This is a genomic window from Sphingomonas naasensis (assembly GCF_004792695.1).
Taxonomy (GTDB): domain Bacteria; phylum Pseudomonadota; class Alphaproteobacteria; order Sphingomonadales; family Sphingomonadaceae; genus Sphingomonas; species Sphingomonas naasensis.
The window spans coordinates 216,647-236,841 of the sequence record NZ_SRXU01000003.1 but is presented as its reverse complement, the minus strand read 5'-3'; the positions used below and the strand labels follow the sequence as shown (position 1 = coordinate 236,841).

The following is a 20,195-nucleotide window of genomic DNA, read 5'->3' as shown; positions in this document are numbered from 1 at the left end:
TCGGGCAGCTTTGAGCTGATTAGTCAGACTATTGGCAAGAATCCGGTCGCGCGGCAAGCGGAAACGCGGGTTTTGTTATCGCTAACGCCAGCGTACCGCCAGCGGATTGCGCATCCAGGGATGGAGGATCGTCGAGAAACTCCACGGCAGCTGGTCGAGCAGGATGTCGAGCACCCGCGTCTCGACCTCGAGGCTCCAGCGGTGCTCGCTCCGGGTCAGCCTGCCCTCGCGCTGGAAGAAGGTTTCGCGCAACGCCGCGATGCTGCTCCCGGCGAGTGGCGGCCAGCCCGAGAGAATTCGCGCCAGCAGCGATTGTGCCCTGTCGCGTTCGTGTCCGGTCAGCGCCACGCTTGCCGCCACCGGGTCGGCGGGATCCAGCCCGCACAGGATCTTGTTGAGCGCGAGCTGCGGCTCGGGCGCGTCGGAGCGTTCGTCGGCCAACCATTGCAGCAGATGGACGGCGCGGCCCGGGCAGTCGGTGTCGGTCCACCGCCAGCCGGTATCGGTCTCCTCGGCATAGTCGAGCGACTGGAACAGGCGGGGGAGGAATATGGCCGCGAGGACCAGCCCGGCATTGTGGATGTGCATCGTCACCGGCATCCCGCTATCGGTCTCTGCTGCCTCGGTCACGCGCGCCCTGCGCTCGCGGGCGCGCAGATCGAGCGCCATCCTGAGCGGCGCATCCCGCATGCCTTCGAGCGCGGCCACCAGCAAGGCCTCGCTGCGCTGGCGGGCGGGAGCGGGGGGCGGCGGCGCGTCGTCGGCGCCATCGAGGAAGGCGCTGGCGAGATGCGGGATCGGACGCGCGCTCGCCGCTGCGCCGAGGATGCAGTGCCATTGCGCGGCGCGATCGATCGGCGCGCCGCCCGCGCGCCGTGCTGCCGCCAGCCGCTCGGCGGCATGGAGCAGGCCGCCGGCCGCTGCGGGCGTCAATGCGGCGAGCAACCGGACGAGCTCCTCCTCGCTCGAGGCGCGCGCGAGCCGGGTGCGCAGCCGCGAGTCGGCGAGCGCGCGCAAAATGGCGCCGGTCGAGGCGCGGGGCTGCAGCCCCAGCAGCGCGCGCGCCCTGTCGAGGATGCCGGGACTGGAGCGGCGGGACGGCGTCGTTGCGGCATCCCGCGCTTCCACTCCCGTGTCGGGCGCGAGATCCCCGAGCAGGCGTCGCAACGCAGCCTGTTCCGAAAGGCTGGCGAGCCCCGCCAGCTGCGCGCGCCATTCATCGGCCAGGCCGCGCCCCGCGGCGGCGCGCCAGTCCCGCGCCGCCGCAGCACGCGCGAGCGCGCGGGCGACCTTGGCCGGGGCGATCGCCAGCCGGCCCCTGCGCCCGGTCAGCAGGTCGAGCAGTCGCATCAAATGCGCCCGCTCCTCGCGCGCCATCGCCGCGAACAGCAATGGCGCCCGGTGCGGATCGTGCAGCAACGGTATCGGCGCCGCGGAGGTCTCGTCCGGATCCGTCAGGAGGCGCAGTGCGCCGAAGGGGCGCAACCGCATCATCGCGGCAATCCGCAGCCGTTCCCGCACGCCGCCTCCGATCAATACCTCCGCCGGATCGATCGTCGCCGCCCGGCGGAAATCGGTCCCGAAGACTTGCGGGGTCTTCGACACGCGTGGATCGGGCGCCCGCCGGCCCGGCGACATGTCGCCGAGAACGCGGCCGGCGATGCGCGCGGCGAGGCGGTTGGGTGCCGCATCGCGCAAATCCTGCTTCGGAATCGCGAAGAGCAGCGCGAGGCGCCGCAAGGCGAACGGCGGCAGCGCCATGAGCAAGCCCCGCGCCGCGATCGACGCCGCCGTTCCGGCAGGCAGCCGCATCTGCAAGCTCGCGCGATCCGCCCCGGACAGGGCCGGAAGCAGCCCGACCAGCGTCGCCACGCGCTCGTGCAAGGCAAGTCCGCGCATTTCGCCGCAGACCAGGGCGAATTGGTCGAGCGCGCGATGCCGCGTCGCGAGCCGTCGCGTCGCCTGCGGGTGCGGCATGCCGAGCGATGCCAGCAGCGCGGTTTCCTCCGGGCTCGGGGCGGTCGCGGCATGCTTCAACCGCGCGACGAACGCTGCCGGCGTCACGGCGCGAGACCGTGCCAGCGCGGCCAGCGCCCGGGCCAGCAGGGCCTCCGGCAATTCGGCGTCGCGTGCGCTTGCGGCGACCGCCAGCAGCGCGCGGCGCTCGGCGGCGGTGCAGCCCGCGATGCGATCGAGCGCCGCGAGGCCGGCGGCGAGATGCGCGGGCAGCAACCACGCCGCCGCCTCGCGGAAAGCCGCCCCGCCGCCGAGCAGCCTGGCAAGCCGATCCGGCTCCGCCGTGGCAAAGCGCCGCATCAATCGACGCGCAGCATATGGGTCGGTGTGCATGGCGTCGGCGAGGATCGCGTCGAGGCCGGCCATCTCTCCCGGACGGGCCGGGGCCGCCAAGGCGGCAAGGGCCGCGGCGAGCCGGTCCACCGGATCTTCGCGCTCCTCCGGTTTCGCGTGGCGCCGCGGTGCGCGAAGCGAGCGGGGGCGATCATGGGGTGCGCGGCGAAGCGCAACGATCCACGTCCCCGCCGGCGCATCCGCTGCTCCCGGTCCATCCGCCGACCCGGCGGAGAAGTGCGGCGGCGCGACAAATGGGGCGGCCGGCAACACGCTCTCGATCGCCATCGCCACAGTCAGCGGATCGCCGGCGCCGAGCCGATCCAACAGCGCGCGCAGCCGCCGCGGCCCGACGGTCGCGGCCAATCGCCGCGCCGTCGCGCGCTCGCGCTCGGAAAGACGCGGCGCCCTTCCGAGCAGCGACGCCAGCGCGCCGAGCGCAGCACCGTCGTCGGTCAGCTCGGGCGCCTCGGCGATCAGCTCCTCGAGGATCGCGACGAGCGAACCCGGCGCCTTTCGGCGCGCGAGGGTGCGCGGCAGACCGCGCCGCAATTGCGCGACCAGCGCGGAGAGTCGCGCCCCCGCGCTGCGCGCGAGCTGGCCGAGCAGCCGGCGCAAGAACGCCTTGCGGTTCGCCTGCAGCCCGGCTTCCTGCAGCGCGTCCCGCAGAACGATCGTCCACAGCATCTCGGTGAGCTCGGCCGGACTGGCCGCGATCAGCCGCTCCGCCGCGTGACTTTCGCAAACCTCCGCCAGATAGTTCAGGACATAGGCCGCGTGCACGGGCTCGAGCCGATGCAGCAGCCGGGCGAGCAACCGATCCGGCATCTGGCGCACCAGCCGGCGCAGCACCGCCCCGCCGGGCCCGCGCCGCCGCAGCATCGCCACCAGCGCGAGCGGGTCCCCCTCGAGCAACGTCTCGAGCATCTCCGCGGGCGACGTCGCCGGCGGGATCGCCCGATTGCTCGGCCACGCCCCGTGCAGCAGATAATGCTCGAACGCCGCCACGAGGGCATGCCGCTCGGCGCTCGCGACGCCGCTGCCCGCACGCAGCGCCGCGGCGAGCGCCTCGCGAAGCCGCGCGCGGAGCACGGCCTCGACGCGATCGAGCGCGTCCGGCTCGAAGCGGCCGAGCGCCAGATGGAGGGTTCCGATCGAGACGAGTTGGCCGGGCAGCGCGAACTCGTCGAGCACCTGCGCGATCGCCGGAACCAGCCGGCGGCGGTTGATCTCGCCGATCCTGTCGAGCAGCACCGGCCCGGCGAGGTGCGGGGCGACATCGATCTGCAGGCGCTGCTCCTCGATCAGGTGAGCCAGCCGCATCAGCCGATCACGCGCCCGCTGTTGGCCAGCTCGCGCGCGATGGCCTCGGACAAGCGGTCCTCGGGAACATAGTCGTCCGCGTCGATCAGCGCGTGCACGCTCAGGCGGCGCAGCACGTTGATCATCTCGCCGCCGCTCAGTTCGTGGCGCCGTGCGAGCGCCTCGAGCGACACGCCCCCGGCCAGCCGTGCGCGCGGGGCGGCGAACGCCATGCGCCACAGCTTCAGCCGCGCGGTCGCATCAGGCATCGGGAAATAGATCATCGCCTGAAAGCGCCGGGCGAAAGCGGCATCGATATTGCCCTTGAGGTTGCTCGCGAGGATCACGACACCGGGACAGTCCTCGATCCGCTGAAGCAGATAGGCGATCTGCTGGTTGGCGTGGCGGTCGTTCGCGCTCTGCGTGTCGCCGCGCCGGCCAAACAGCGCGTCCGCCTCGTCGAAGAAGAGCAGGATGTCGCCCTCCGCCGTCTGGTCGAACAGGCTGCCGAGATTCTTCTCGGTCTCGCCAACCCATTTGCTGACCACCCGCGACAGGTCGACCCGATAGACGGGCAGGTCCAGCGCTTTGCCGATCACCGCGGCGGTCATCGTCTTGCCGGTGCCCGGCGGGCCATGAAACAGCGCGCGGTAGCCGGGCTTGACGTGCTTGCGCAGGCCCCAATCGTCCATCAGCAGCCGTTCGTTGCGTACCCACGCCAGCAACGCGTCGAGCTCCTCGCGAACGCTGCGCCCGACGACGAGATCGTCGAGCACATAGGGCGTCTGGAGCAGCTGCGCCGGAAAATGCGGCGTCGCCTGCAGGCACGCGGGCGGGCTGCCAGTGAGCCGCGCGAGCCAGCGCCGGCTGACGGTCAGCGGCGCCCACGGCGCGATTTCTCCCTGGTCCTCGGCGGTGTCGAGGATTCGGCGCTTGTAGAGGGAAGCGTCGGGCGCGAGCAGCCGCGCCGCAGCCAGCCGCCTGTCCATGTTCTCGCCGGCGAGGAGGAAGAGCGCTGTCTCGCGGGTCGGGCGAAAGCCGTGATGTCCCCCGTCCACCCCGCCGAACTCGGTAAAGCGACGTCCGGTGGCCTCGTTGTGGAGGAGCAACAGATCGAGCGCCTGCGGCCGCAGATGCGGCAGCAGCGCGAGGAGCAGCATCAGCCGTTCGGGTGGCGAGAGCGCGGCATCCGCGATGCCCTCGGCATAGGCCGATCCGGCAACGAGCGGCGGTGCGGGCGCAAGCGCCAATAAGTCTCCGTCGGCCTCGTTGGCATGGAGATCGAGGCGGCGATCGAGCGCGCGGCGAAACCAGCCGATCTCGGCTTCGATCGCGGTGCCGTCGCCCGTCATGCGCCACCTCGCTCGCGTCGGGACCAGCGTTCGAGCAGATTGCGGAGTTCGACGGCGAGCTGGTCGGCGGCGTGCCGCTCGTCGAGCGCGAGGGACGCGCGCCACAGATGCCGCAGGTCGTGCAGCCGGCGCCAGCGCCCCGGGTCGACGAAATGCAGGTGCAGTCCGATATGCGCGGGCAGCTCCGCGCGGAGCATCGCCTGCACCTCGGCGCGATACTGCGCATCGGCCCGCTCGTCTTCGTGCAGCGCGACGGCGGCGCTGACCGCCATCGCATAGCGGTAGCGGCTCGCCTCGCAGGCCCGGCGTTCGCGCCCCCGGGGACGAAGCATCATGTGCTCGATCAGGCAGACGCGCGCGTGGCGGCCGGGCGCCTCGCCGAGCAGCAGGTTGCCGCGCAGCTCGGCGCCCGAGATCCGCCGGGTCCGGCTTCTCGCCGCCGGATCGAAGCCGCGGCCGTTGCGTCTGGCAAAGGTCGCGCGATGATCGAGCAGCGATTGCTTGATCGCGACACGATACCGCGCCGCCGCGGCCGGGCGCAGGCGAAGGCGCGGCGGCAGCGGGATGCAATCGGCGGCGACTCCGTAGAGCGCCAGCAACAGGTCGAGCAGCTTTTCGCGCTCCACCGGTGACAGCGCCGGCGGGATCGCGCCGGCGACAAGCGTATCGATGCTTCCCAGCCGCGCGCAGAAATCCGCCATGACGCCTTCGAAGATGCCGAGAAAACCGGCTAGCTGCGCGGCGGCGGGTCCGTCCGGCCTCCCGGGCTCCGCGAGTCCATAGACGCGGGGCAATTGCGGACCCAGCGGCGCCAATGCAGTAAGCGTTCGCACGCGGCCGCGGGGCAGGGGGAACGCCGCACGGCTGGCGGCCTTGATCGGGCTGCGGGCGCGGTGCGTCTCCCAACGGCGCAGCAGCCGGCGAAGCACCTCGCCGCGATCGACCGGGCAGGCACGCCCGCCGACGGAGAGCGCGAGCGGCAGCGCGTCGCTTTCGATCCCGGCGTCGAGGCTGCAATAATCGTCCGCGCCGACGCGACAGACGCCCTTGCACAGCCCGGTCTCCTCGATCCAGAGGCGCAGGTCGGTCACCCGCAGCACGCCCGGGATGGCGCGCAAGATATCGGCGAGCGCTTCGGGATCGACGACCGCCGGCTTGTCGGCCAGCGCGTCGGATGCGATCGCGCCGTCGCGGAGCAACGGGCCGTCGAACGCGCTTGCCGGGTCGTCCGCGTCCAGCCCGGTGCGATGCGGCTCCGGCGCGAGCGTGAGCGCGAGGCGGAACAGCGCTTCGGCCAACACGCCCTCGGCGCGCGCCGTGGTATCGATCTCCAGCCCGGCGCTGACGATCGTGCGCAGCGGACGCAGCACCCGGATCGAGCCGATATCCTCGCACAGCGGCCGGTGACGCAGGAACGCGCGCCGCGTCCGCTGCACGAGGTCGCGATAGCGATGACGCCCTTCGGGATGCACGCCGGGCAAAGGCAGGACGGGATGAAGCCGAATATCGTACAGTCCGGGCACCGCATCGGCGGCGCGGCGCGGCGTGAGCCAGACATTCGCGAGACCCTCCACCCGGTCGAGCAGCAACCGGCGGAAATCGACGATCGTCACCGGCGGCGAAGGCAGGGCGCGCCACGCCGGATAAAGGCCGGTCGGGCCATCCGGCTTCACCGTGGCGAGCAGGTCCTCGATCGGGAGCGCCGCACGATAGCCGAGATCGGTCAAGGCGTAGCTCAGCAGCTCGAGCAGCGTCACGCCGGGATCGTGCGCGTTATAGTCGGTCCAATGCCCGCACAGCTGCTGGAGCAGCGCGACACCCTCGGCCTTGAGCGCGTCGAAGTCCTGCGCGCCGGGGAGCACGGGGTTGCGCGGCAACGCCGCCGGAGCGCCGGTCGCTACCATCCCGCCACCGCGCAGGCGGTGACGCCGGCGACTTCGATCGTACCGGCGACAGGGATGCGCCAGCCGTCATCCGGCCCGTCGAGCGTCACCACGAGGCTCTCGACCGCCATGACCTCCGGATGATCGCGCAATCGCGCGACCAAGCCGGCGCGCAGCGAGTCGACGCCGGCATCGTCGGCGAGCGCGAGCGCGAGCGCGGTCTCGGCGAGCGGCGAGAGCCAGGCGACCAACGCCGCGCGGACCGGCCCGGAGTCGGGTTGCGCGAGCACGAGCCGCGCCGTGACGTCGACGCTGACGCGGATCGGCTCGACCACCCTGATCCGCGCGAACGGGCTCGCCAGCATCGCGAGGTGCGTGGCGATCGCGCCGCGGCGTTGCGGCGGGAGCCTGTCGCCGTCGCCGCAAACCGCGACGACGGTCACTGCATCGTCGAACGAAGCCAGTGCCGGATCGCCGGCGGCGAAGATGCGCACCGCCCCCAGCTCGGGGAAGTCGGCGAGAAGCAGCCGTTCCATGTCCCACGCGGTCAGCGCCCGCCCGCGATGACGCGTGCGTTCGGCCATGCGCGCGCGGCGCTGCGTGTCGGGTTCGCGGCTGCGGCCACCCGCGGTGTCGATCGGCTGCACGGCGCGCGCGAGGCCGGACAGCTTGGTCACCGTGCCGGCGGGCACCGGCAGCATCGCGCCGTCACCAGGCGCGTTGCACCGCGTCGCAGCGACAGCGTCGGGCGTGACCGCGACGATGGCAGGGAGCGGGCCCGCGCCGTCGGGAAAGGTCAGCCTCAGCGCGAGCGGCGTCGCCGCGTCGGCAGGGATGGCGAGACGGATGATGCCGGTGGCGGTGAGGCCCGCGCTCTCGTCGACCGGAAGGGCATCCGAGGGGAGCGGCCGCCAGCCGTTGCGCGCACGATAGCGATAAGCAGGTGCCGATCCGGCGGCGCCGTCGGGCGCGAGCCGCACGAGCAGCGCGAGCTTGTCGCCGGGCAGCACGCCGTCGAAACAGAGATCGACCGCCGGACTATCGACCCCCGCCGGGAAGAGCGGGCTTCCCGCGATCGGCACCGGCACCGGTGCCTCGAACGGAGCGGCCTGATCGAAGCGGAGACCATCCGCCTCGACGGTTTGCGCATAGTCGAGGCTGATGCCCGAGAGCAGCGGCTGGAAGGGCGGGTTGGGAAGCAGCACGGGAACGGGGTCGGGGGACGCGGGCTCGGCCATGTCGACGCCCTCGAGCTTGCGGAGCAGCTTGCCGGGAAAGCCGAGCACGGCGCGCACCAGCCGACGCAGCCAGCCCGGACGTGCCGGCGGGGGGGCGTCGCCGCGAGGGATCGCCTCGGTGGCATATTGCACATTGGCGGCGTGGAGCGCGTGGCCAAAGCCCTCGGTGGGGGCGGCAAGCGTGACGCAGATATGATCGGGCGCGACGCCGCCCGCATCGCTCGCCGCCGCGGCGAGCCATGATTCGGGGGCGAGCGGGCCGCGTTCGGGGAGGAGCGGCGGCGCGGGATCGAATGTGGTGGCGAAGACGTTGGGCGCCGCCGCGGCCGCGACCGGCGGCATCGAGCCGAGGCTGGCCGGGCCGAACAGCGGCAGGCGGCGGGTCTCGTCCCAGCCATGGACCGGCGCGGCGAGCGTGACCGCGAAGGCGGCGTTGTCGAACGGCACGCGATCGAACAATTGGCCCTCGCCATCGACGACATAGCCGCGATAATAGCCGGCGAACCCGCTTTCGTCGGCGGGCAGGCCGGCCCAGGCGAGCCGGAGGACCAGCCGGTCGAGCGGCGCGCCGGCGAGTATGGGATGATCGATGCGCAGCCACCCGCCGGGCCAGGGCGGCGTACCGAATGGCGCGGCCGCCACCGGGCTCGCGGTTCCCGAAGGCGTGCGGATCGCGAGATCGGGGAGGTCCTTCACGGCGATCAGGAGCCTGGCATCGGCGAGCGGCGCGCCGAGCGGCCATCCGCTGGCGAGCGCGAGACGCAGCGCAGGATGGGGAACGGCATCCGCCGTCTCGGGAGGGCAGGGCGCCAGCGCCGGAAAGCCGGGCGGCAGCGTGAGCGCGAGCGTCAACAGGTCGGCGTCGATCGCACGCGCGATCGCGGGGGCGGGCAGCCAGCCGGTCGCGGTCGACAGACTGAGCTGCAGCGCGTCGACCGCCGCCGGGTCGATCGCACCCGCGAAGCGAAGCTCGAGCTCGATCCGTCGCGCCCCGCCGGCGAGATCGAGCAACGGCGTCGAGAAGATCGCGTGCGCAGCGGCGTTCTCCGCCGCCAGCGGCCCGGCGATGCCGGATGCGGGGTCGCCAAGCGCGCCGTCGGGTCCCGCCGCGAGGCGAGTCACGCGCGAGCCCTGTGGAGTCGAGAGCCAGAGCCGCGCCTCGCGCAGCACCGCGCGGGTGACCTCGAGCGCGGTTTCGGTGGCGAACAGAATCGGTTTCCCCTCGGCATCCTTGCCGGCCGGGACCAGCGTGCCGCTGGCGACGCGTGGCCGCGTGCCGGGCTTCGGCGCGAGAGCGAGCAGCATCCGATCGGGTCGCGACGGCAACGGCGCGGCGTGGAGTAGAGCGAGCTGGTAGAAGTCGATTAGCTGCTGCGGCACGCGGTTGAGCAGCGCGCGCGCATGTTCGAAAAGCCGGGCGAAGGCGATCACTAGGGCGGGGTGCGGGTTGTGCGCATCGGCGGCGAGCGTGGCTTCGAACGCGGCGGCCGCGGCGGTTGCGCGCTCGCGCAAATCGTCGACGAAGCCCTCGATCGCGTCGGCCAATTCGCGGAGCATCGCCATGCTCCAGGCCCGCTCGACCGCCACTGCGATCCCAAATGCTTCCGCGCGGCGCATCGCGCTGCGCCAGCCGGGACGCCACGGCGCGGTCCGGCGGTCTGGCGAACGGCGGAAACGTTCGGCGAGATCGGCCTCCTCCGCTGCGGAAACCCCGTCGAACAGCTGTTCGAGCTCCGCGCTCAGCACGCGTTCGACCACGCCTTCGGCAAGTCGGCGGACCGATTGGCCCTGCATCACGCCGTCCGCCGATGGGGATCCGAGCCACGCGTCGAGATCGTCGGCAAAGGCGAGGAGCGCCGCGACGAGCCGTGTCAGCAGCGCCTCGCATGCGGCGGGCGTTCCACCCTGCCGCGCGGCGCGAAGCGAGGCGTCGAGCCTCTCGGCGCGGCGCTCGACCTCCGCGCTGGCCAGCAGCGCCAGCGCGAGACTCGGGTCGGCGAGAAGGATCTCGCGCCACGTACCTTGCGGTTGTCCGGCATCGTCATGGAAGGGGATGTCCGCCGCCAACCGCGCAATATCGGCGAGCAGATCGGGCAGCGTGCGCGAATCGAGCAGGGCGTTTTCGGCGGCAAAACCCGCAGGGCTCCGCCGCGTCTGCGTCGCCCAGCGCGTGATCAGCGAGCCGGACGAAGCGGTCATGGCCCGTCCACCAACGTTCCCTCATTCTTGTAAAAGGGGAAGACGAGGTTGTTGCGGGTGTTGGTGGCGCGCACGCGATAGTCGATGCCGATCAGCACGAGGGCGGGATCGTCGGCATCGAGCGCCGCCGTGACGTCGAGAAGGTCGATGCGCGGTTCCCAGCGGAGCAGCGCGGTTGTCACGACCTCGCGCAGCTCGCTGAGCAGGCTCGCGGTCAGGTCTGCGAACACGAAGCGCTGGAGATCGCAGCCATAGGTGGGCACCATTACCCGCTCGCCCTGCGGCGTGGAGAGCAGCACGAACAGGCTCTGGCGGATGTCGGAATCGCCTTCCTCCATTTCGGTGCCGAGAGTCGCGCCGGATATCCGCGGGGGAAAGCTCCAGCCGCGGCCGAGGAAGGAAACAGGTCTGGGTTCCATCGCCTAGCCTCCGATCAGCACCGTGGGCAGGCCCAGCACGATCGAGCCGCCATGGGCGCAGCTGTCGCCGATCCGCGCGGCGGGCATGCCAGCGATCAGCACCGTCGCCGACCCCTTCACGATCGAATCGGGTGGGCCGACGCACACCGCCATGTCGCCGATCCGCGCGGCGGGAAGGCTGCCGATCAGCACGGTCGGCGCGCCGGGGCCGCTGATCGGCCCGCCGACGTGCGGGATCGGCGGCACGCCCGGCGTCACCATCGGGCAGGCATGCATGTCGGTGAGGCGCGCGGCGGGGGGCATCAGTTGATCTTCACCAGCGCGCCGTTGACCTCGAGGATCGCCGCGGCCTTGAGCGACCCCATCCCGTTGCTGGCGAGCGCGAGCTGGCTCGACGCAGTCGTGTTGATCTGGATCGCGCTGGTGTCGCATTTGATCGCGGCCTTGATCGTCAGGTTCGCGCCGCAGTCGATCGTCATGTTGGCGGCGGATTTGATGGTCATGTTCGCCGCGCTGACCAGCTCGACCGTGTCGCTCTTCATCACCAATTTGTTGGCGTTGGGATCGGTGACGGTGACCGTCCCGGTCTTGTCGTCGAGCTCGACGGTGCGACCGCCCGGGGTGCTGATCTTGAGGATCACGTCCTTGTCGTTGAAGTTCACTTCCATCTTCGAACGCGTGACCAGCGCCTTGATGTCGTTGGCCTTGTTCGGCGTATGGGTCGGCGCGCGCTGGTTCGAATAGACGCTGGCGAGGATCACCGCGCTCGCCGGATCCTCGTTCATGAAACCGAGCACGACTTCGTCGTCCACCTCGGGAAAGAAGGACCAGCCGAAGCCGCTCGACGCATAGGGCTGGCCGAGCCGCGCCCACACAAGGTTCGCGTCGTCGGTGAGCGGCAGCGCCACCTGCACGCGGAAATCGCCGTCGGGATCCTCGGCGACTGCCTTGACCTTGCCGATGTGCAGCCCGCGCAGCGGCGGCGCGAGACCCGCCGCGGGCGGATCGGCGATCCGCGCCTCGCGGCTGGCGAAGCGCTCCGCCGGCATGCCGAGATCGACGATGGTGTGCCAATCGCCGCCGCGGATGAGGTGGCGCACCCCACTGACAAAGGCGTCGCCATTGTAGCGATCGCCGAGTCCGGCGAGCGTGATCAGCGTGCCCGGTCGGGTCAACGCGCTGCCCTGGAACTTCACGGTGCCGGTGAATTGGGAGAGCTTTGCCCGCATCAGCGCCGCTGCCGCCCATTTGCCGAGTTCGTCCTCGCCGCGCGCCGCCGCGGTTTGCTGAACGAAGCCGGTCACGCCGAGCACCTTCGCGAGCGTGGCGGAAGTGAGATTGCCCGGAACCGTGATCGTCGTGCCGCCCGTCGGCGTGGCTTCGGTGACGGCCTGATCGGCATAGCTCCACGCGCGGCTGGTCACCGCGTCCGCGGCGAGCTGCGAGACCGCGTCGATCTGCGCGTCGAAGCTCAGGATCGCGTCGCCATATTCGAGCGTGAGCGCCGCGCTGCCCGCGGCCGTCGGCGAAACCACCTCGACGGTCGCGTCGTCGACAACGACGACACAGCCGCTCGCCTCGGCGCGGAGCAGCATCAGGTCCCAGTCCGAGGCGTGTGCCTGCACCATCGCCTCGACCGGGGTGGTGGCCGCGGCATTGCCGGCCATGCGCCCGTCATTGGCCGAGACCAGCGCGGCGATGAGCGCGGCGTCGGTGGCCTTTTCGGTGACCGCGCTGTGGCGGGCGAGGGTCATCTTGAGCAGCGGGTCGCTGGTCTCGACGACCAGCTGCGCGGACGCCCCGGGGAGGATGCGCAGGCCGTGGCGGACCACCACGCCCTTGTGGATCACCGTCGCCTCCGAGCCATAGCCCGCCGCGATCGAAAGCCTTTTGCCGGGCACGAAGGTTTCGGCGTCGCTGAACGGGAAGCTCTCGCTGTCGGGCTGGCCGTCATAGAGCGTGATGCGCGCTCGCGGGATGCGGTTCGCTTCCCACCAGATCTCGACCGACGCGATCTGATCGGTGTCGATCGTCTTGCCCTCGACGGTGAGCACCAGCCTGACCGGAAGGCCAGACCTGGTGGCGGGCGAGGGGGCGTTCACCGGCCCGCCCGCGCGATCGGCGGGAAGACCAGCGCCCGGCCCGGCTCGAGCGTGCGGAAATCGTCGAGGCGATTATGCTCGGCGACGGCAAGATAATAGCGGCTGTCGCCATAGATGCGGTGGCAGAGCAGCGGCAGCGTGTCGCCGGCCAGCACCGTCACGACATGCGTCATGTCGGGCGAGCTCAGCTTCTGCGCGGCGCGCCCATCGGTATTGTCGTGATAGCCGAGAAACACCGCTTTGGCCTTGGCGCGCAGCGCCGTGCCGTCGGGCGCGAACAGCGTGTAGTCGATCCCCAGCGTCTTGAGCCTGCCCTTGAACAACAGGCTTCCCCAGGCGAGCTGGACGTAGTTGGGCGAATGGATGTCGCCATTGACCTCGTAGATCAGCCGTTTGAGGTCGGCGAGCTGGTCGTCGACCGATTTGGTCGGCGCGTCGGGCACGGTGCCGGTGCCGTCGAAGACAAGCGCGAGCTCGAGCGCCTCGCCCTTGTCGCGGTTGAACACGACTTTCTTGCCGGTGCCCCCCGCACCTTGCTGGCGGGTGTAGCAGACCCCCATCGCCTGCGAATATTGGTTGGGGTTGATCATCACCTTGAGTGGATTGGGCCGGGTCCTGGCCTGGCTGTTGAATCCGGGATCGGCGAAGCCGGTGATCGTCAGCTTGTCGAGGCCGCCCTTGCCCGCCATCTCACCACTCCTGGCGGCGCGCGAGCTCGGCGAGCACTGCCTCGACGCAGCGCTCGATCAGCGCGGCCTGCTTCTCCTCCTCGTCGCCTTCGTCGTCGTCGCAGTCGCACAGCTCCATGATCGAGCGCGGACCGTCCGGCGTCTCCGCCTCGCCCGAATCCTCGGCGACGCGCATCTGGATCGCGATCTGACGGATCTCGAGCGGCATCACGCGGCCTGCGGGAAATTCTGGCGCTGGAAGAATTGGTAGGTCAGCTCGACCGTCTCGATCAGCACGTCGTTGCCCATCGCATTGAGCGGGGTATGCTCCCAGCGCAGCGGGTAGGCGCCGAAGACATTCCACGCGACCAGGGGCTGCTTCTTCTCGTTGACCAGCTTGATCCCGATCGTCTTCGCGCCGCCGCCCTGCTGCACGAGCCCGGCCGAGAGCGCGCGCGACACCCAGCTGCCGAATGCCGACCCCCGCGTGACGACGCCGCGCTTGAGGATCAGGTTCGAATATTTGGTGCGTGTCGGCAGCCTGTGGACATAGCGGTTCTGTCCGCCTTCGATCACGTCCTCGGTCTCGAACTGCACCTCGAGCCCCGATACCTCCTGGAAGCTGGTGTCGCTCTCCGCGCCGTCGATGTCGACGCGGAAGGCGAACACCGGCGGCGGCATATAGACGCCGTCGGCGCGCAGCGGGCGCTCGCGGGGATCCTTGGCGGGGGCGGCGGCCGGGGGCATCAGGCCGCCTTCACCGCCAGCGTCTCGTAGGCGAGCTCGAGCGTCTCGATCGCGACCTCGCTCGCGTCGGACTTCATGTCGGTCGCCTGCATCTTGACCGGGAAGGCGTTGGTCAGCGTCCAGGTCATCATCGGCGACGCCTTCTCGTTGAGCAGGTTGATGATCACCGTGCGGCGCTTGATGATGTTGAGCTGGGTCTCGTTGAACCAGTCCCAGAAGATCGAATCCTTGGTGAACACGCCCTTCTTGAGCGTGACGTTGCCGACGCTGCGCAGCCCCGGCATCTTGATCGGCGCGAACACCGCGCTGTCGCCATGGCGATATTCGATCGCCTTGGTCTCGCTCTCCAGCCCGCTGATCTCCGAGAAGCCCTGCATCTTGCCGTCGCCGAGATCGATGTTGAAGTAGAATTTGGGAAGCGGCCAGATTTCGTCCTGTGCAGTGCCGTCAGCCATGATCTGCTCCTGTCAGAAGAGGGAAGGGGTGGCGCCAGGCTCAGGCGCCGCCGAGCATCTGCTGCTTGAAGGTGAGCTCGATGAACTCGGCCGGGTGGACCATCTGCAGGGTCACCTGCACGCGCATCACGCCGTTGAGCACGTCGTCCGGTGTCATCGTGCTGCCGAGCCCCGCGACGACGTTGTACGCCTGGGCCGGGCTGCTCCCCATCAAGCCGCCCGACGCCCAGAGCCCGTGGAGGAAGCTCTCGATCATCGACACGACGGTGACCCAGGTCTGGGCGGTATTGGGCCGGAAGACCATCGCGTCGAGCGCCTGCTTCACCGATTGCTCGACATAGATCATCGTCCGGCGCACCTGGATGTAGCGCCAGTCGTTCGACAGGCTGTCGAGCGTGCGCGCGCCCCAGATCAGGCTGCCGCGCCCCTGGAAGGTGCGGATCGCGTTGATCGCGATGCCCTGGACGGGGACGTTGAGGTCGTCCTGATCGTCGCCCGCGATCGGCAGCTTCGGCATCACCATCGTCGCGATGCCGACATTGGCGGGCGCGTTCCACACGCCGCGCGAGGAATCGTTCGTCGCCCATACCCCGGCGATCGCACCGCTGGTGGGCAGCACGCCCTGCGTCGCCGCGATCGCGGTGAGCAGATTCTGGAAACCGGGCACGGTCGCGACCAAGGCCGAGGTCAACTGCTTGTGCGTGATCCCGGTCGCCACCGAATTGGCGTCGGCGGGCTTGGGCAGCGCGGTCAGCGAGGTGCCGATCTTCTGGACGTAATTAGCGTAGACCGACTTTCCCTTGTCGCTCAGCAGCGCGAGATTCGCAGCCGGCTTGGTCGTGCCGTTGGCCGGTGACGGGGAAGACGGTGGCACCGGTTTGTCGTCGGCGCTCACCGTCTCGCCGCTCGCGGGCTTGGGCGGGGGCGGCGGAGGCGCGGGATAGGCTGCGTTCAGCACGCTCAGTAACGCGGTCTGCAGCGTCGTCGCGCTGGTGCCGTCGGTTGCGAAATTGGAGATGTCGATTTCGCCGGGCGATACCACCGAGGTCACCAGCGGCGGGAAATAGGCCGCGCCGAAGCGCCACATCTCGGGCGGCACTTGCGATGCCACGCCGCTGCGGAAGTCGGCGATCGCCGGCTTCCAGTCGTCGCGGGGGCCCAGCGTGTTGGCACCCCATATGTCGAGCAGCGCCATTCGATCGCCGGTCTTCGCGCAGCTGCGCAGCATTTGCGCGACAACATTGGCGAACTGGCTCTTGTCGGCGAGCTGGATCGCGTCGGGAACTGCCACCGTGGTTGGCCCGACGAAGCTCTCGCACACCCCCAGCGCCGAACCGAAATCGTCGGCGGAGATCGCGGTGGGATTGCCGTCGGTCTCGAACGCGCCGCACGAGATCACGTAGCAGGGCCCGCCGCCGTTCGCGTAGAACAGCCGCATGCTGTTGTAGAGATTGAATACCGTCTTGCCGACCTGCATCAGCGCATAGGAGGTGCTGCCGTCGAGCGAGACATTGCCCCAGTTCAGATCGGGGGAGGTGGCTGCCGCCTTAGCGGCATCCTGCTTGTCGGCGGCGTCCTTGCCGCCATCCCCCTTGTCCGCGTCCTTCTCGTCGGCGGGATCGGCATCGAGCGCGGCGAGATAATATTGCTGCGAGTAGCCACGCCCGTAAAACTGGACGAACTCGGCCATCGATTCGACGCGCTTGGGGATCAGCGTGAGATCGCGCTTGTCGGTGTCGGTCGCCTGCGCGGTGTAGCCGATGAAGCACGGCACCGCGGTCTCGACCCCCACGATCGAGGGCGGGAAGCTGTCGGGCTCCTGGATGTAGACGCCGGGTGTCTTGTACTGGGTAGCCATCGCGTATCTCCCCTTGGGTTCAGACGAAGACGTAGATGTCGGACCAGGCGGGAGGCGGTGCGCCTCCCGCAGGTGCCGGCCTGGCCGGCGTGATGCTGTCGGCGCCCGCGCCGGGCAGCGTGTCGACCAGGGTCCGCGCGTAGCTGCGTCCGCCGAGCGGTCGGCCGGTGAGCGCGAGCCGCTCCGTCGGGCTTGCGAGGATCGCACGCGGGACCTCGCCGGCGAGACAGGCGGCCGCGCGGCCATCGGGCAGGCGGCGCGGGGCGGGATCGAGCCGGAAGCCGGCATCGCCGCCGTCGGCGGCGACCACCCCGAGACTGGATGCGTCGAGCGTGCCGTCGCGCGCCGCGACGAAATAGCGCCACCGCGTCCGCCGCGCCGCGAAGGTGAGCGTATAGGTCACCGGCCGGAAGAAATCGGGCGTTCCGCCGCGCGGCCGGGCGGGCGCGCGCTCGACGGGCATGCCGTCCCAGCCTGCGACCCGCGCCGGATCCGCGCGGGTGAAGTGCAGATCGAGCAGGGCGAGCGCCTGCGCATGCCGCTCGACCTGGACGCGCTCCTGCGCGGCGGGCCCTTGTTCGGCGGGGCTGAGCGGCGCCGGATCCGCGCCCCCGATCAGCGGGGTGCTGGTCCCGACACCCTCCATCCCGTGCGTGTCGACGATGCTCGGCCGCGTCAGCCGTGTGGTCCAGTCGAGCGTGAGCGCCGCCCGGCCATCGCCGTCGGGGATATTGGCGCGGGTGGAGAGGCGCAGCGGCGGATCGCCGATGCGAAAATCGGTCGGCATCTCGGTGAATATCGCAAAGCGCGGATTGGCGAGCCGGAGCGTGAACAACAAAGGCGGCTCGAACAACCGCGCCCACACGTCTTCCGGCACCTGTCCGTAGCGGGCCTGAAGCCCCGCGAAGATGCCATTGGCCTGCGCGCGAACCGCGAGATCCCAGAACAGGTCGATGCCGCCGATGCGGCGCCGGACGACATAGCCGTAGAGTGCCAGCCGTTCGGCGGTGCGCGGAGTCGGTGCGATCACGATGTCGCTGCACTGGCCGGCGCTGCGATTGTAGAATTCATGGCGGATGTCGATCGAGATGAAGCGGGCATAGCGGCCCGCCAGCGCGGCGCGCGGCGGCAGCGCGGTCGCTTTGGCCGCCGGCTTAAGCGGCGCGAGCGGCAGGCTGCGCAGCGCCTGATCGAGGAAGGAATCGAAGATCGTCGTCACGGCCTCATCCCCGTGGCTGCAGCAGGGGCGGCGGGGTTTCCTGCACCGCCGGGGCCACCGCCGCGATGGCCGCGCCGGCAAAGGGCAGGCGGCGCAGGCGATAGAGGATGAAGGGCTGCCCCTTGAGGCCGGTATAGGTCGCCAGATGGCTGATCTGGCCGAGATCCAGCGCGACGATCTCGATCGCGAGATTGCCCATCCGGCCGCCGATCGCAGGGGCGCTCGCGGCATCGAACACCGGATTTTCCTGGAGATATTCGATGATCCGCGAGAGCGCGGCGAGCCCCGCCGCATAGCTCGCATCGACGAAGCACGAGGTGAACAGCACATAGGCGTCGATGAACTGGGGCGCGCTCGCCATCGCGTAGTCGTCGCCATCGCCGTGGCGCATCGAAGGGAAGTTGCCGAGGCTGGTGTCGTGCTGGAGCGCCGCGAGCGACATCACGATCCGCCCGGCGATCTCGGGTTGGGTGGCGCCGTCGAGCCCGGTCAGGTTGGCGAGCCGGATCCACTCCTCGTCGCGCGCCTGCGCCGCCTGCAGCGCCGACTCGATCCGGTCGCGCACGGACAATAAGATGTCGCTGATCATGACCATCGGCCAGGATCTTCCCCCTCGCGGTTTCAGCAGCTTGCTGGATGTTGCCGCCGCTCCTGCACGGGAGCGGCTGGACTCGAACGCGACCTTTCGCCGCCAGACTATTGCGATCGCGCGACCAGGCAACAAAGGACGCATCCGAAATAGCCGTCCGATCCGGAGGCATGCGCCGGCGGCCCGGTCGCCGTTGTAACCGTTTACGAACCGCCCCGGATTCGCCTAGTCAAAGACGACCGCGGGCAAAGGCGGGGCAGGAGAGCCGATGACCGACACGACGCGCGACAATGTGCCGCTCGAGACCATCACCATCGTCGGGGGCGGCACCGCGGGCTGGATGACCGCGGCGCTGCTGTCGCACGTCTTTCGCGGCTACCGGATCCGCCTCGTCGAATCCGACGAGATCGGCATCATCGGCGTGGGCGAGGCGACCATTCCGGCGATCCGCGACTATATGGCGATGGCGGGGATCGATCAGGTCGAGATGATCCGCGCGAGCCAGGCGACGTTCAAGCTCGGCATCGACTTCGTGAACTGGCGCGACGGCAACGATCGCTATTTCCACGGCTTCGGGCGGATCGGGCAGGATTTCATGTGGCTCCATCCGCACCAGCTCTGGCTGCGGCTGAAGCGCCTCGGCGTGCCTATCCGCCATCTCGACGATTACGCGCTCAATTGCCGCGCCGGCATGGCGAACAAATTTTGCTTCCCCGATCCGCGCAACCCGGGCTCGCCCATCTCGGGCATCGATTATGCCTATCATTTCGACGCGTCGCTGCTCGCCCGCTATCTGCGCGTCCGCGCCGAGGCGAAGGGCGTCGAGCGGATCGAGGGACGGATCGTCGACACGAAGCTCGACGGCGAGAGCGGGCATGTCGCGCATGTCGTGCTTGCCGACGGACGCACCGTCGACGGCGATCTGTTCGTCGATTGCTCGGGCATGCGCGGCCTGCTGATCGGCCAGGCGCTGGGCGTCGGCTATGAGGACTGGAACCAGTGGCTGCTCAACGATCGCGCGCTGGCGGTGCCGTGCGAGAGCGTGTCGCCGCTGACGCCCTATACCCGCGTCACCGCGCGCGACCATGGCTGGCAGTGGCGCATTCCGCTCCAGCACCGCATCGGCAATGGCCATGTCTTCGCAAGCGCCCAGATCTCGGACGATGCGGCGGCAGCGACCCTGCTCGCCAATCTCGACGGCAAGCCGCTCGCCGATCCGCGCGCGGTCGCCTTCCGCCCGGGCAAGCGCCACAAGGCGTGGGAGAAGAACGTCGTCGCGATCGGCCTGTCCTCGGGTTTTCTCGAGCCGCTCGAATCGACCAGCATCCACTTGATCCAGACCGGCATCACCAAGCTGATCGGCCTGTTCCCGCATCGCGGCTTCGCCGCCCCCGACATCGCCGAATATAATCGCCAGCACGATTTCGAATTCACCGACGTGCGCGACTTCATCGTCGCGCACTACAAGGTCACCGAGCGCGAGGACACCGAATATTGGCGCTATCTCAAGCATATGCCCATTCCCGATAGCCTTGCCGAGCGGCTCGATCTGTTCGCTTCGTCGGGCCGCTTCTTCCGCCGCGCCGCGGCCGAGCTGTTCCGCGAGGAGAGCTGGGTGCAGGTGTTGATGGGGCAGGGCCTGCCGGTCGCCTATGATCCGATGGTCGAGATGATCCCCGACGAGACGGTGGCGGCCTTCCTCCACGATACCGAGGAAGTGATCGCCGACGTCGCCCGGGCAATGCCCGATCACGCAGATTTCATCGCGCGCTATTGCAAGGCGCCGCTGTCGCCGAACTAGGCGCGGACGCCTAA

General features: G+C 69.9%; 15 protein-coding genes. 1 reads left to right on the top strand and 14 read right to left on the bottom strand.

The features are described 5' to 3' along the window. Nucleotides 1–81: 81 nt before the first annotated feature. Genes E5A74_RS09070 through E5A74_RS09010 form a run of 14 tightly spaced genes read right to left on the bottom strand, consistent with a single transcriptional unit; the run spans nt 82 to nt 18,380 of the window. Nucleotides 82–3,672 carry a contractile injection system tape measure protein gene (locus E5A74_RS09070; RefSeq protein WP_135984001.1) on the bottom strand — a complete coding sequence of 1,197 codons (3,591 nt, stop codon included), beginning with the start codon at nt 3,670–3,672 and terminating at the stop codon, nt 82–84. After that, nucleotides 3,672–5,003: an ATP-binding protein gene (locus E5A74_RS09065; RefSeq protein ID WP_135983999.1), complete on the bottom strand. Its 1,332-nt coding sequence runs from the start codon at nt 5,001–5,003 to the stop codon at nt 3,672–3,674. Before E5A74_RS09065 ends, E5A74_RS09070 begins: the two co-directional genes overlap by 1 nt. Further along, complete coding sequence (locus E5A74_RS09060; protein ID WP_135983997.1) at nt 5,000–6,907, bottom strand: hypothetical protein; 1,908 nt, start codon at nt 6,905–6,907, stop codon at nt 5,000–5,002. The genes E5A74_RS09065 and E5A74_RS09060 overlap by 4 nt, the downstream gene beginning before the upstream one ends. After that, the gene (locus E5A74_RS09055) at nt 6,901–10,323 is read right to left on the bottom strand and encodes a hypothetical protein (RefSeq protein WP_135983995.1); all 3,423 of its coding nucleotides are present in this window, start codon (nt 10,321–10,323) and stop codon (nt 6,901–6,903) included. Before E5A74_RS09055 ends, E5A74_RS09060 begins: the two co-directional genes overlap by 7 nt. Beyond that, nucleotides 10,320–10,742, bottom strand: coding sequence for a GPW/gp25 family protein (locus tag E5A74_RS09050; protein WP_135983993.1), 423 nt, complete (start codon nt 10,740–10,742; stop codon nt 10,320–10,322). The genes E5A74_RS09055 and E5A74_RS09050 overlap by 4 nt, the downstream gene beginning before the upstream one ends. Before the next feature lie 3 nt (nt 10,743–10,745). Beyond that, on the bottom strand, nt 10,746–11,045 hold the full coding sequence (locus tag E5A74_RS09045) for a PAAR domain-containing protein (RefSeq protein WP_135983991.1): 300 nt from the start codon (nt 11,043–11,045) through the stop codon (nt 10,746–10,748). Beyond that, nucleotides 11,045–12,844 (bottom strand): phage baseplate assembly protein V, encoded by a 1,800-nt coding sequence (locus tag E5A74_RS09040; RefSeq protein ID WP_135983989.1) that lies wholly within the window; start codon nt 12,842–12,844, stop codon nt 11,045–11,047. Before E5A74_RS09040 ends, E5A74_RS09045 begins: the two co-directional genes overlap by 1 nt. Then, nucleotides 12,841–13,533, bottom strand: a complete 693-nt coding sequence (locus tag E5A74_RS09035) for a LysM peptidoglycan-binding domain-containing protein (protein WP_135983987.1) — start codon at nt 13,531–13,533, stop codon at nt 12,841–12,843. The genes E5A74_RS09040 and E5A74_RS09035 overlap by 4 nt, the downstream gene beginning before the upstream one ends. A gap of 1 nt (nt 13,534) precedes the next feature. Next, entirely contained in the window at nt 13,535–13,741 is a 207-nt protein-coding gene (locus E5A74_RS09030; RefSeq protein WP_135983985.1) for a DUF5908 family protein, read from the bottom strand. Next, nucleotides 13,741–14,259, bottom strand: a complete 519-nt coding sequence (locus E5A74_RS09025) for a phage tail protein (protein ID WP_135983983.1) — start codon at nt 14,257–14,259, stop codon at nt 13,741–13,743. Before E5A74_RS09025 ends, E5A74_RS09030 begins: the two co-directional genes overlap by 1 nt. Beyond that, the gene (locus E5A74_RS09020; RefSeq protein ID WP_135983981.1) at nt 14,259–14,714 is read right to left on the bottom strand and encodes a phage tail protein; all 456 of its coding nucleotides are present in this window, start codon (nt 14,712–14,714) and stop codon (nt 14,259–14,261) included. The genes E5A74_RS09025 and E5A74_RS09020 overlap by 1 nt, the downstream gene beginning before the upstream one ends. Before the next feature lie 40 nt (nt 14,715–14,754). After that, nucleotides 14,755–16,572 (bottom strand): phage tail sheath family protein, encoded by a 1,818-nt coding sequence (locus E5A74_RS09015; RefSeq protein ID WP_166745709.1) that lies wholly within the window; start codon nt 16,570–16,572, stop codon nt 14,755–14,757. 19 nt (nt 16,573–16,591) lie between these two features. Next, on the bottom strand, nt 16,592–17,791 hold the full coding sequence (locus E5A74_RS20890; protein ID WP_166745708.1) for a glycosyltransferase family 4 protein: 1,200 nt from the start codon (nt 17,789–17,791) through the stop codon (nt 16,592–16,594). A 4-nt stretch (nt 17,792–17,795) separates the two neighbouring features. Beyond that, entirely contained in the window at nt 17,796–18,380 is a 585-nt protein-coding gene (locus tag E5A74_RS09010) for a Pvc16 family protein (protein WP_168355591.1), read from the bottom strand. Nucleotides 18,381–18,648: 268 nt separating this feature from the next. Between E5A74_RS09010 and E5A74_RS09005 the strand changes: the two genes are divergently transcribed. Next, nucleotides 18,649–20,181, top strand: a complete 1,533-nt coding sequence (locus tag E5A74_RS09005) for a tryptophan halogenase family protein (RefSeq protein ID WP_135983974.1) — start codon at nt 18,649–18,651, stop codon at nt 20,179–20,181. The last annotated feature ends 14 nt before the right edge of the window (nt 20,182–20,195 follow it).

Coding starts and splice junctions, on each gene's coding strand:
- E5A74_RS09035 (WP_135983987.1), bottom strand. CDS start 13,533: ATGGCGGGCAAGGGCGGCCTCGACAAGCTGACGATCACCGGCTTCGCC.
- E5A74_RS09050 (WP_135983993.1), bottom strand. CDS start 10,742: ATGGAACCCAGACCTGTTTCCTTCCTCGGCCGCGGCTGGAGCTTTCCC.
- E5A74_RS09055 (WP_135983995.1), bottom strand. CDS start 10,323: ATGACCGCTTCGTCCGGCTCGCTGATCACGCGCTGGGCGACGCAGACG.
- E5A74_RS09005 (WP_135983974.1), top strand. CDS start 18,649: ATGACCGACACGACGCGCGACAATGTGCCGCTCGAGACCATCACCATC.
- E5A74_RS09060 (WP_135983997.1), bottom strand. CDS start 6,907: ATGGTAGCGACCGGCGCTCCGGCGGCGTTGCCGCGCAACCCCGTGCTC.
- E5A74_RS09010 (WP_168355591.1), bottom strand. CDS start 18,380: ATGATCAGCGACATCTTATTGTCCGTGCGCGACCGGATCGAGTCGGCG.
- E5A74_RS09045 (WP_135983991.1), bottom strand. CDS start 11,045: ATGCCCCCCGCCGCGCGCCTCACCGACATGCATGCCTGCCCGATGGTG.
- E5A74_RS09030 (WP_135983985.1), bottom strand. CDS start 13,741: ATGCCGCTCGAGATCCGTCAGATCGCGATCCAGATGCGCGTCGCCGAG.
- E5A74_RS09020 (WP_135983981.1), bottom strand. CDS start 14,714: ATGGCTGACGGCACTGCACAGGACGAAATCTGGCCGCTTCCCAAATTC.
- E5A74_RS09015 (WP_166745709.1), bottom strand. CDS start 16,572: ATGGCTACCCAGTACAAGACACCCGGCGTCTACATCCAGGAGCCCGAC.
- E5A74_RS09070 (WP_135984001.1), bottom strand. CDS start 3,672: ATGCGGCTGGCTCACCTGATCGAGGAGCAGCGCCTGCAGATCGATGTC.
- E5A74_RS09025 (WP_135983983.1), bottom strand. CDS start 14,259: ATGCCCCCGGCCGCCGCCCCCGCCAAGGATCCCCGCGAGCGCCCGCTG.
- E5A74_RS09065 (WP_135983999.1), bottom strand. CDS start 5,003: ATGACGGGCGACGGCACCGCGATCGAAGCCGAGATCGGCTGGTTTCGC.